Here is an 11,923-nt window from a genome sequence, read left to right on the forward strand (position 1 = left end):
TTCAATTAACTAAAAATCAGATGAAAAGGCAATCTATTAAGCGGCTCAGAAAAAATGCTGGATGGGATGATTCTATTTTAACCACTATCTTATCTCAAAATTTTTCATGAGGTGACCCTGACTACAGGCCGATGCTCATTTTCAATACGCGAAATTAACTCATTAAACAATAGAGGAATATCCTCTCTTCTTTCTCTTAAAGGAGGCATTTCAATGGGGAATACATTTAGACGGTAAAATAAATCTTCACGGAATTTCCCCTCTTGAATGGCTTGCTCCAAATTTCTATGAGTCGCGGCTATAATCCTGACATTTACAGTAATACTTTTATTGGCACCGACCCGTTCAAAACTTTGCTCTTGTAATACCCTAAGTAATTTCACTTGCATCGCTAAAGGCATATCCCCTATTTCATCAAGAAATAAGGTTCCTCCATTGGCTAATTCAAAACGACCTTGCCGGGAGGTAATAGCACCCGTAAAGGCGCCTTTTTCATGGCCAAATAATTCGCTTTCCAATAACTCGCCAGGGATAGCACCACAATTAATCGGGATAAAAGGTTTTGCGGACCTTGAAGAGAGCGTATGAATAGTACGAGCAACCACTTCTTTACCGGTTCCTGATTCGCCAAGAATTAAAACACTCGCGTCAGTATTGGCAACTTGATCGATAAGCCTTCGCACAAAACGGATACCATCACTATTTCCAACTAAACGTGACAAGGGGGTTTTATTTTGATGGTTGCTCAGCGTTTTTAGTGTTTCACGTGCAATTTGACAACGGTGTATAGCATCAAGAAGTTGTGGATAGGTAAAAGGAAAACTTAGACAAGCAATAACATGATGCTCAGCCCATTGAGTAGGCGGCAATTTTCCATCAAGTAATAAAATAGGCGTTTGCGCAAACTGTTCTACTAAAAAGACTAATTGCTTGAGCATTAGTTCATGAGAAGGTGGGGCACCCAAGAGAATAATACCAGGGGTTGGAGCAGAAGTATTTTCCAGTTCCTCAAAAGTAAATAATTGTACTTTGTGATCGATAAAATCAAATAAGGTGCAAAGCTTATCACTACGGTTTTTATTCTCGTCGATGATATAAATGTCATTACTCATCATGCTCCATCCTTTAGCTTAAGCTTTTTTTTAGTATCTAACACTTTAATAAGCACTGTCAAATCAATGACAGAGTATTTGACAGTTTTTATTATGTTCTATCCTATATCGTTATAAAAACTGTCAAATTTTTGTTAAAAAATTGACGAATCGCCTCAACACGATATAACGCTTAACGAGAGCAAATAATGAGTTTAAATGCCTTGCATTCATTACCAAAACACAACTCCTCGCTACCTATGGTTTTAGTGGCTGAAATTTGAGTTTCTTTTAAGAAACGTTTAGCCTTCATGTAGCCCATCCGGCTACAAAAAGAATTTGCTGCGCGTGCCCCGCACCCACTGCCTTGCCTGTAACACCAATCTATGCGGTAATCATTATATCGTGGGTAAGCAAATTGCTTTTCACGGTAATGATAAGCTTCTGGCGGATTATGGGTTAATCTTTCAGTGCAATTTATAACCATAAATCCATTGCAACGCCAGCCCTTACATTGGGCTCTACTCGCAATAAAATTGGTTAATCCCACATTGTAAGCAATACTACTTTGGCTAGCAGAATCATAACCTAACATTTTACAGTAGCGATTAGCGACCTGTTTACCACATTCTTTACCATCTAAGCTACAATAATTTAAACGCTCGCCTAGAAACATAGGGTGCCAAAAGCTTCTGAATGCTTGATTAGGCGTAGTCTTTGCTGGCAAAGAAAATGAACATAGTAAAAAAATAAAAACCACTAAACTTCGAAAATTGCACATTATTACAATCCTTTGAGACGATGTGCACATGTTAACGTAGGATAGCTTGATGGTACAAGTGCTAAGTGTATCGCTTGATTTAATTGTGACTGGCTCTGATACCCTTAAATAGAGTTGTCACTATCTATATATAAGTGCTCTAATTGATAGTGATTGGCAAGATGTTGACCTAGGGTTTGAATACCAAAGCGCTCGGTTGCGTGGTGACCACAGGCATAATAATCAATGCCTAATTCTTTAGCCTGATAATAAGTGCGTTCCGAAACCTCACCACTAAGATAAGCATCTACACCTAATTTATAAGCCTCTTCTATGTAATCTTGAGCACCACCACTACACCAGGCAATGGAACGAATGGGTTGTTTAATAGCTGAAACATGTAAGGGGGTACGGTTTAGTTTTCTAGCAATTAACTCGGTTAAAGAATCCGCCTCCACGGGCTTATCCAAAACACCTGCCCATAACAGATTATCAATATTTCCTACTTTATGGGCGCTTATTGATTGCAAAGGAAAAAATTTGGCAAGACAAGCATTATTGCCTAATTCTAAATGGCAGTCTAAAGGTAGATGATAGGCCAGTAGGTTAATTTCATTAAGCAATAAATGCTTAATTCTTTGTTTTTTCATACCGGTTATCACTGGCGCCTCACCTCGCCAAAAATAGCCATGATGGACTAATAGCGCATCGGCCTGCCATTTTACTGCCTCAAGAATAACTTCTTCAGAGGCAGTTACAGCAGTGGCAATACGCTTGATGTGAGATGATCCTTCTACTTGGAGGCCATTTGGTGCGTAGTCATTATACTTTCCCGTATTTAATAACTCATCCAGGTAAGAAATTAGTTCTTCACGCTTAATCACCGCTCAGAAACTCGCTTAATGTCTGCACCTAATAAAGAAAGCTTCTCTTCAATACGTTCATATCCTCGATCAACGTGGTAAATACGCTCTACTGCAGTTTCACCTTCGGCAACCAAACCCGCTAAGATTAAGCTCGCAGAAGCGCGCAAATCAGTAGCCATAACCGGTGCGCCAGTGAGTTTATCTACCCCATTAATAATAGCGGTATTCCCATTTAATTGAATTTGTGCCCCCATGCGCTGTAATTCTTGCACGTGCATAAAACGATTTTCGAATATCGTTTCCACAATGGTAGAGGAGCCTTCCGCTACCGAATTCATTGCCATGAACTGTGCTTGCATATCGGTTGCAAAAGCAGGATAAGGTGCCGTAGCAATATTTACTGCTTGAGGACGTTTGCCGTTCATATTTAAGCTTACCCAATCTTCCCCAATAGTTAACTCTGCACCCGCTTCTTCAAATTTACATAGTTGGGATAATAAAGTATCAGGGCGTACTTTTTTTACGGTGACATGGCCTCGTGTTAAAGCACCTGCAGCAAGATAGGTACCTGCTTCAATACGATCAGACATTACGGAATAAGAGCCACCAGATAAGGCTTCAACCCCTTCAATTTCAATAGTTGAAGTACCGGCACCAGTAATTTTTGCACCCATTTGGATAAGAAAGTTAGCTAAATCTACTACCTCAGGCTCTCGAGCAGCATTTTTAATCGTAGTCACGCCATCCGCTAAAACAGCAGCCATTAAAATATTTTCAGTACCAGTTACAGTAACCGTATCAAACATTAAGCGGCGTCCTTGTAAACGTCCTTTTTTACAACGAGCATTGATATAACCATTTTGTACTGTAATGTCGGCCCCCATGGCTTTTAATGCTTTAAGGTGAAGATCCACCGGCCGAGTACCGATAGCACATCCACCAGGTAAGGAGACATCAGCTTTCCCGAAACGGGCAAGCATTGGACCTAGGACTAAAATAGAGGCGCGCATTGTCTTAACTAAATCGTAGGGAGCTACAAACTCATTCACTTGACTTGCATCTACTTGCACATTCATTTTTTCATCAACAATTAAATGAGCTCCTAATTGACCTAAAAGCTCCATCATCGTTGTGATGTCTTTTAAATGAGGGACATTTGAAATAGTTACATGGTCATTAGCCAATAAACTAGCCGCCATGATAGGTAGGGCAGCATTTTTAGCACCAGAAATAACCACTTCACCGTTTAAAGCTTTACCGCCATTGATCAATAGTTTATCCATTTTTTTGCTCCCCCCATTCTTCTTTTGTCCAAGTCTTCATTGTTAAAGCATGAAGCTTACCGCTTGTAATCAAGTCTTTTAATTGGGCATAGACCCATTGTTGTCTTGCAACTTTTGATTTATGTATAAAGATATCGGTTACTATAGTTAATTGGTATTGGTAACCATCCCCCTCAACTTTGACATAAGCTACATCATCAATTGCTTTAAATTGCGCTTCAATTTCTTCATTGCTTATCATAAAACTTAGCTCACTAATTGAAATAAATACAATTTTTTACACCGTTTAGATGTAAAAAAATAAAAAAGATTGAATCTTAGTAAATTAAGGGTTACCACAGCGGTTGGTAAGGGCCTCAACTTTAAGTTCTCATTCCCATCCTGAGAAAATTAAATGTAGCCTGTATTGGCCCCAAACCTGGGAAAATAGAATAGTCAGCACTCAACCTTACTCCACTGCGAGCCCCAAATTACTACCCTCTAATAATACCGCCGCTACACATTGATCTTTCTTCATTTACCGCCAAACGGCTAAAAATAAAATAGGCTGGAGCAAGGCCCAGCCTATTTTATTTTTTTAGTTCTTTACCACTTAAGCAGGCTCTAAAATCTGATTTACACCGCAAAACTCAGCTAAAGAGAGCGTTTTTGCAGAAATACCAACCACTTCAAACTGTTTATTATACTGCTTGCATAATTTTTTTGCTTCGATTAATAGTGCAAGCCCTGCACTATCGCACTGATTTACCTCAGTTAAATCCAGGCAAAAAATTGCATTATTGTCCGCTTTTAAGAACTTAATTAATTGATTCCGAACCGTAATGACGGAATGAAAAGTAAGCTCATGGCCTGGTTTAAAATGAGTGGTATTCACTTAAGAAGCCTTTTTTGCTTGTTTGTCTTGCATTTGTCGAATTACTTCATTGATATTTGAATTCTGTAATACTTGAGCAAATTGCGATCTAAAACTTTGCAATAAGCTTACCCCCTCCACGCTAATGTCATAAATTTTCCATTGTCCATCTTTAGAAACAAGGCTATAGCTTAGAGGAATATTTTGGCCTTCAGAGCGAACAATCACACTATTAATACGTAAGAAACGATTAGTTAAAGAACCTCTTATAGGTAAAAATTGCACGGTCTCATCTTTATATTGTGCTAAAGGACTAGAATAAGTCCGAATGACCAATTGGGTAAATGCTTTAGAAAACTGCGTACGTTGAGCTGGTGTGGCTTTTTGCCAAATTTGACGACCTAACACTGAACGGGACATGCCAGCTACATCGACATTAGGTAAAAAATAAGTCTCTACCGCTTTATAAATGATATTGGGATTAGTTTTTAAGCTGGACTTATTATTTTTTAGGGTCGTAATAATTTGATTCGCACTGTTTTCTAGCATAGGTACAGGAGAAGGTTGAGCAAACATCATTTGAGACAAAGAACAACAAACAACGAATAAAATTGTTTTAACTAATCTCATGATTCACCTATTTTTTATTAATATTAAATAACAATTGACCAATAAGGTTTTCAAGAATGACAGCTTCTTGGGTTTTAGCAATAACATCGCCATTTTTTAAATAAGGATGATTTTTATTACCTTCGTCCTCAAAACCGGGAACAATACTAATATAATTCGAACCGATCAAGCCTTCGGTCAAAATTCGTGCAGAAGAATCTTCATAAGGTATTTTTTTATCACTACGCAATTTCATAGTAACTCGTGCATTTAACTCGCCTGGTTGCAAGTCAATGCGGCTTACCTCACCAATTTTAACTCCAGCCACAGTAACAGGCGCCCGTACCTTTAGTCCCCCAATATCAGTAAAATCCGCAGTGACTGTATATTCTTTTTTTGACATAAAACTAGAAAAACTACTCACTTTCATGGTCATTACTAATAAGGCTAATAAACCCAGCAACATAAAAAGGCCCACACTAATATCTACATAACGTTGCTTATTCATTTACCAATCTCCAATCATCATTGCAGTCAACAAAAAGTCGAGCCCTAATACAGCAAGCGACGCATACACCACAGTTTTCGTAGTCGCTTTACTGATGCCCTCCGCCGTAGGCACACACTCAAAACCTTGGAATACTGCAATCCAAGTTACAACAAAAGCAAAAACCAAGCTCTTAATAATGCCACTTAAAATATCAATACGGAAATTAACTGCAGCCTGCATATTGGACCAAAAGCTCCCTGCATCTACACCTAACCAATGCACACCGATAAAATACCCGCCATAAATTGCCACCGCAGAAAAAATGATAGCAAGTATGGGTAAAGCAATAAGTCCTGCAAAAAAGCGTGGGTAAACAACGCGACCTAAAGGATCTACCCCCATCATATCCATACTAGACAATTGTTCTGTGGCTTTCATCAAGCCAATTTCTGCCGTTAAAGCAGAACCTGCGCGGCCAGCAAAGAGTAAAGCACTAATCACTGGACCTAATTCTCGCGCAATACTTAGCGCCAGAAGTTGCCCTAATTGACTGGAAGCACCAAATTTTTGCAAAGTATGAAAACCCTGCAGTCCAACCACCATTCCAATAAATAGAGCGGATACTACAATAATTAAACAAGAGAGCACCCCAACAAAATACAGCTGGTAACGCAATAAAGGCCATAAACGAAGAATATTAGGTCTTCTAAATAGCATAGCAAATAAAAATAATCCTGAACTACCAATGCCTTGCACAACATGCACACCACGGCCACCTAAACGCGCAATTGCCTCAAGCATCTAATAATTCCTCCATATAAGGTTTTGCTGGATAATGGAAGGGCACAGCCCCATCCGCTTCACCATGCATAAATTGTTTTACTTGGGGGTCAGATGATTGCATTAACTCTAAAGGAGTACCTTGGCCAATTATTTTCCCACGCGATATCAAATAAATGTAATCTGCTATTGAACAGGTTTCTTCTACATCATGGGAGACTATAATGGTAGTTGTATGCAATAACTCATTAAGTCTCTTGATTAAACGCACTAAAACACCCATCGAGATAGGATCTTGGCCAGTAAAAGGCTCATCATACATCATTAACATAGGATCTAAAGCGATTGTTCTTGCTAATGCTACTCTTCTGGCCATTCCCCCAGACAATTGCTCAGGCATTAACTCTGCGGCCCCTCTTAAACCTACTGCCTCTAATTTCATCAATACTATATCACGTAACATGGAGTAATTTAAATCAGTATGTTCTCTTAGAGGGAAAGCAACATTGTCAAAGACCGATAAATGGGTAAATAAAGCGCTACTTTGAAATAATAAACCCATATTTCGCCGTATTTTATATAAAGCCTTTCGTGATAACTGATGAACATCTTGACCATTAACTAAAATATTGCCCTCATTGGGGATTAATTGAGCGCCAATTAAACGCAATAACGTGGTTTTACCAGAACCACTTGGCCCCATAATAGCAGTGATTTTACCTTGCTCCACTGCCATATTAATGTTGTCAAAAATAACGCGCTGATCCCAGGTGAAAGTAAGATTTTTTATGTCGACCCAATTTACAGGCATACCAATATTCCACTTTTTGCATGAACTTGAAGTATATACCGGTTAATTAAAAAATTGCGGATTTTAATTATATTTCTTTTAAAAAAAGTTTATTTTTAACAAAAAATAAGGATACATCAGCTAAAAACTTTATGATAGAATGAAAAATACACAAAAAATGAACAATGGCCTATGAATTTTTGTACCCTTGGACTCGCAGTTATTGAAACTGAAGCACAAGCCGTGTTTGAGTTAACTCAACGCATTGATGAGCGCTTTGAAAATGCCTGTAAGCTTTTATTAGCCTGTAAAGGCCGTATTGTTGTTACCGGCATGGGCAAATCAGGGCATATTGCTAATAAATTAGCGGCTACTTTTTCCAGTACAGGTAGCCCTGCTTTTTTTATGCATCCTGGTGAAGCGAGTCATGGCGACTTAGGAATGATCACCCGCCAAGATACCGTTGTTGCTATTTCTAACTCCGGGAATACGGCAGAAATTGTCACCTTACTTCCCTTATTGAAACGTTTAGAAGTCCCTTTAATTACCTTAACTGGTAATAGTGAATCGGTTCTTGCTAAAACGGCTGATGTGAACTTAGATGTAAGCATTAAACAAGAGGCTTGTCCCCTGGGGCTGGCCCCCACTACCAGTACGACTGTTGCACTGGTAATGGGCGATGCCTTAGCGATTGCACTCTTACAAGCACGAGGCTTTAGTGCAGAAGATTTTGCTCTTTCTCATCCCGGAGGCATGTTAGGTAAGCGCTTACTTCTTCGTATTGATGATCTCTATCACAAAGGCAATGAATTACCAGTGGTCAGTGAGCGCGCTACCGTTAGTGAAGCCTTGATCGAAGTTACTGAGAAAAAATTAGGCATGACTTGTGTCGTAGACAGCCGCGGCCATTTAACTGGAGTTTACACAGACGGTGACGTCCGGCGCACCTTAAATCGCCAATGTGATATTAATACCACGCCAATTCAAGAGGTCATGACCAAAAATTGCCGTACCATTACAAAAGGCATGTTAGCAGCTGAGGCTATTGCTATTATGCAAAAACATAGTATTACCTCCTTGGTGATTGTGGATGAAGAAAATAGGCCCTATGCAGTTCTCCATTTACATGATTTATTAAAAGCTGGTGTTTTTTAGGAAAAATGATGCAAGAACTCATTGAAAAAGCAAAAAAAATCTCTTGTCTTATTTGTGATGTAGATGGAGTATTAAGTGATGGATTGCTTCACATTGATAACCATGGCAATGAACTCAAATCCTTCCATGTCCAAGATGGAATGGGATTAAAACTTTTAATGTCTGCTGGCATAGAAGTTGCTGTGATTACTACCTCGCGAAATGCGGTGATCGATCATCGTATGCAACAATTAGGAATTAAACACTATTTTAAAAACCAAGTGGATAAGCGAAATGCCTATCAACAATTAAAACAAACGCTTAATTTAGCGGATGAGCAATTTGCCTATATTGGTGATGATTTGCCTGATTTACCTTTAATTCAACAAGTAGGACTAGGGGTTGCGGTAGCCAATGCGGTCCCTCTGGTAAAAAAATTTGCGGATTGGCAAACCGAAGGGAAAGGCGGCGCAGGTGGCGTACGGGAATTATGTGACTTTATTTTAGAAGTCCAAGACAAAACACATCTCGCTTTAGAAAAATACTTACAACAAGATTATTTACAACAATGAATATGGCTAAACAAACTATATGGTTACTCGTTGCAGCCCTTCTACTCATCGGCTCTAGTTGGTATTACAAGCAACTAAAGCCCACGATCCGTTTAGACAATGAAACGCTATCAACCACCATCGACAGTACTGTCACCAAACTTACAGTACGTCAATTTAATGAAAACGGCGAACTCGCTAATTTATTAACTACACCCTTGATGGAACATATTCCAAAAGACAATATACATCTTTTGCAAACCCCCCATATTGTGATCAAAGAAAAAGATCAGCCCGAGTGGGAAATTAATTCACGTACCGCTAAATCTTATCAAGGCGGGGAACGAATAACTTTTATCAATAAAGTAGTAGTACATCAAAATCCAGACAAAAAAACGCAAGAAAGTACTTTAAAAACGGAGGAAGTAACTTATTTTCCTAAAGAAAAAAGAGCCACAACTGAGCTTTTTGTAACTTTTGAGCAACCAGGGAATATTATTGAATCAACAGGAATGAATGCTTATCTTGAGGAAAAGCGAGTAGAACTACTTCATGGAGCTAAGGGCAGCTATGCACCCACTGAAAAAGGTTAATCTTCTATTCTTATTGTTTATCTTCATGGTGGGAAGCAGTTTTGCCCTTCCTACTGATAAAGAGCAAGTCATGCATGTCACCGCCGATACAGCAGACTTAAACCAACAAAAACATAAAGGAACCTACACGGGCAATGTTGTTTTCATACAAGGAACAACCAATCTTCATGCAGCCAATGCAGTTACCCTAGGAACGATTAAAAACCAACTTAGTTTAGCAATAGCAAATGGCGGCGAGGGAAAACAAGCACATTATTGGACCCAGACTGATCCAAATAAACCACCCTTTCATGCTTATGCTGATACTATTAAATATTATCCGCTAAAACATACTATTGAACTTATTGGCAATGCACGTATTGAGCAAGGGCCCAATTCACTTTCTGCAGCTAAAATCATTTATGATACTCAAGAACAACATGTCGTATCACAAAGTAATGGTAAAACACGAACCGTAATTATTTTATACCCCGAAAAGAAAGCATCATAATATGAGTCTATTAGAAGCAAAGCTTTTAAAAAAATCGTTTAAATCACGTACCGTTGTGAATGGTATTAGCATCCATGTTAAGCAAGGTGAATGTGTTGGTTTATTAGGTCCTAATGGGGCAGGCAAAACAACCTGTTTCTATATGATTGTAGGTTTACAATCCTGTGATGAGGGTCAAATTATTTTAAACAATCAAGAAATTACTTCCTATGCAATGCATCAAAGAGCTCGTCTTGGATTAAGCTATCTCCCCCAAGAGGCTTCTGTATTTCGTAAATTGACGGTGGCCGATAATATTATGGCTATTCTTGAGCTACGAAATGATTTAGATGAGCAAGCACGTGAAGAGAAGCTTGATCTCTTATTACAAGAATTTCATATTTCGCATATTGCTAAAAGTTTAGGTATGTCTTTATCTGGAGGTGAGCGCCGGCGAGTAGAAATTGCACGAGCCTTAGCTATCGAACCTTCCTTCATTTTACTCGACGAACCCTTTGCCGGAGTAGATCCCATTTCCGTAATTGACATCAAAAAAATCATTCAACATTTATGCAATAAAGGCATCGGCGTTTTGATAACTGATCACAATGTACGTGAAACTTTGGATATTTGCGAACGTGCTTACATTGTGAGCCAAGGAAAAATTCTTTGCGAAGGAACTCCAGAATTCATTTTAGACAATAAACAAGTCCGCGCCGTTTATTTAGGCGAGGATTTTGCTTTATAAATTCCCAACTACTGCGTCCAAAAAGCAAATACAGATAGACCTTTAATAGAGTGGATACAGGCTCGTAATTATTTGGATTATTTCGAATCACTAGGTTAGAGTTCTATTTTGGAAGATATAATAAATACAGGAGTAGCGCATGTTTATCCAATTTCTATTTACACCCATTAACTTATTATTTTTGATAAATACCTTCTTATTTATTTATATCGCCCCATTTTGTTGGCGTTCTTTCCTACAACTCGACTGCGTTGCCGAATCCTTACTGGAAGCTGCCTTAACTACAGAGCTTGCATCTAGCACATTAATTTTTTTGCCACTGCTGTTTATTCCCTTAACTTTTTTTTATTTTTTTTCTTTACACCAATTAGATGGGCAGTTTTTTTTTCCAATTACCGGCTCCCTTTTTATAAAAGCTAATTTATTGTTCACTATCAGTACGGCTATAATTTTATTCATTGCAAAAAAAATAGACCCTAAAAAACTCAAACGGAATACTAGAATAGCCCTAAGCTTTGTTTTATACCTTATTGTTTTATATTTTGTTTTCCTAATCATTATTGCAGCAACTACAGTAATTTGCCTGAATGCCTTTCCTGATGGAATAATTTCCCAGAGTAATACAATGAATTACAAATTAATTTTTGCAGTTTACTTGGGTCATTTATTGTTAGCTAGGTCCGGGGATCTGGAACAAAATTCAGGAAAAATAAGAGCTATTCCCGGTTTGTTAGTTCATTCACCTTACTCTCAGAATGGCTTATCCACAAGTCCATAGGCCAGGCGAGCTTTCATCGTCTCGGATAGGCCTGTGGACCCTGTGGGTAAGCCATGACACACGGGGCTCATACTTGTGGGCTGTGTCCAAAATACATGCTCGCTGGTGTGATGTATCCAAAAGACTGG

15 protein-coding genes and 1 pseudogene are annotated in these 11,923 nt (G+C 38.7%); 6 read left to right on the top strand and 10 right to left on the bottom strand.

Going from position 1 to position 11,923, the window contains the following annotated elements; translation table 11 throughout:
• Positions 1-107: 107 nt before the first annotated feature.
• From ELY15_RS09830 to ELY15_RS09875, 10 genes and pseudogenes are all read right to left on the bottom strand, one after another.
• Positions 108-1,115, bottom strand: a pseudogene (locus tag ELY15_RS09830) (sigma-54 dependent transcriptional regulator); the annotation flags it as partial.
• A gap of 169 nt (positions 1,116-1,284) precedes the next feature.
• Positions 1,285-1,872: a hypothetical protein gene (locus tag ELY15_RS09835; RefSeq protein WP_127099501.1), complete on the bottom strand. Its 588-nt coding sequence runs from the start codon at positions 1,870-1,872 to the stop codon at positions 1,285-1,287.
• 104 nt (positions 1,873-1,976) lie between these two features.
• A complete protein-coding gene (locus ELY15_RS09840) occupies positions 1,977-2,735 on the bottom strand; it encodes a Nif3-like dinuclear metal center hexameric protein (RefSeq protein WP_127099503.1) in 759 nt (252 codons plus the stop codon).
• Positions 2,732-4,000, bottom strand: coding sequence for a UDP-N-acetylglucosamine 1-carboxyvinyltransferase (gene murA / locus ELY15_RS09845; protein ID WP_127099505.1), 1,269 nt, complete (start codon positions 3,998-4,000; stop codon positions 2,732-2,734). The genes ELY15_RS09840 and murA overlap by 4 nt, the downstream gene beginning before the upstream one ends.
• Positions 3,993-4,241 (bottom strand): BolA family protein, encoded by a 249-nt coding sequence (locus tag ELY15_RS09850; protein WP_127099507.1) that lies wholly within the window; start codon positions 4,239-4,241, stop codon positions 3,993-3,995. Before ELY15_RS09850 ends, murA begins: the two co-directional genes overlap by 8 nt.
• A gap of 351 nt (positions 4,242-4,592) precedes the next feature.
• Entirely contained in the window at positions 4,593-4,874 is a 282-nt protein-coding gene (locus tag ELY15_RS09855) for a lipid asymmetry maintenance protein MlaB (RefSeq protein ID WP_127099509.1), read from the bottom strand.
• Complete coding sequence (locus ELY15_RS09860) at positions 4,875-5,483, bottom strand: phospholipid-binding protein MlaC (RefSeq protein WP_127099511.1); 609 nt, start codon at positions 5,481-5,483, stop codon at positions 4,875-4,877.
• Positions 5,484-5,490: 7 nt separating this feature from the next.
• Entirely contained in the window at positions 5,491-5,970 is a 480-nt protein-coding gene (mlaD, locus tag ELY15_RS09865; protein WP_127099513.1) for an outer membrane lipid asymmetry maintenance protein MlaD, read from the bottom strand.
• Entirely contained in the window at positions 5,971-6,753 is a 783-nt protein-coding gene (mlaE, locus tag ELY15_RS09870; protein WP_127099515.1) for a lipid asymmetry maintenance ABC transporter permease subunit MlaE, read from the bottom strand.
• Positions 6,746-7,543, bottom strand: a complete 798-nt coding sequence (locus ELY15_RS09875) for an ABC transporter ATP-binding protein (protein WP_127099517.1) — start codon at positions 7,541-7,543, stop codon at positions 6,746-6,748. The genes mlaE and ELY15_RS09875 overlap by 8 nt, the downstream gene beginning before the upstream one ends.
• Positions 7,544-7,714: 171 nt before the next feature.
• Here ELY15_RS09875 and ELY15_RS09880 point away from each other — a divergent pair, with 171 nt between their 5' ends.
• The 6 genes from ELY15_RS09880 (at position 7,715) to ELY15_RS09905 (ending at position 11,795) form a co-directional block, all read left to right on the top strand.
• Entirely contained in the window at positions 7,715-8,677 is a 963-nt protein-coding gene (locus ELY15_RS09880; RefSeq protein WP_127099519.1) for a KpsF/GutQ family sugar-phosphate isomerase, read from the top strand.
• A gap of 8 nt (positions 8,678-8,685) precedes the next feature.
• Positions 8,686-9,228: an HAD family hydrolase gene (locus ELY15_RS09885; protein ID WP_127099521.1), complete on the top strand. Its 543-nt coding sequence runs from the start codon at positions 8,686-8,688 to the stop codon at positions 9,226-9,228.
• Entirely contained in the window at positions 9,225-9,800 is a 576-nt protein-coding gene (gene lptC, locus ELY15_RS09890) for an LPS export ABC transporter periplasmic protein LptC (protein WP_127099523.1), read from the top strand. The genes ELY15_RS09885 and lptC overlap by 4 nt, the downstream gene beginning before the upstream one ends.
• Positions 9,778-10,290, top strand: coding sequence for a lipopolysaccharide transport periplasmic protein LptA (gene lptA / locus ELY15_RS09895; protein ID WP_127099525.1), 513 nt, complete (start codon positions 9,778-9,780; stop codon positions 10,288-10,290). Before lptC ends, lptA begins: the two co-directional genes overlap by 23 nt.
• 1 nt (position 10,291) lies before the next feature.
• Entirely contained in the window at positions 10,292-11,017 is a 726-nt protein-coding gene (gene lptB / locus ELY15_RS09900; RefSeq protein ID WP_127099527.1) for an LPS export ABC transporter ATP-binding protein, read from the top strand.
• 139 nt (positions 11,018-11,156) lie between these two features.
• A complete protein-coding gene (locus tag ELY15_RS09905; protein WP_127099529.1) occupies positions 11,157-11,795 on the top strand; it encodes a hypothetical protein in 639 nt (212 codons plus the stop codon).
• Positions 11,796-11,923 lie beyond the last annotated feature (128 nt).

It is taken from the genome of Legionella sp. km772 (genome assembly GCF_003989735.1).
Lineage (GTDB): Bacteria > Pseudomonadota > Gammaproteobacteria > Legionellales > Legionellaceae > Legionella.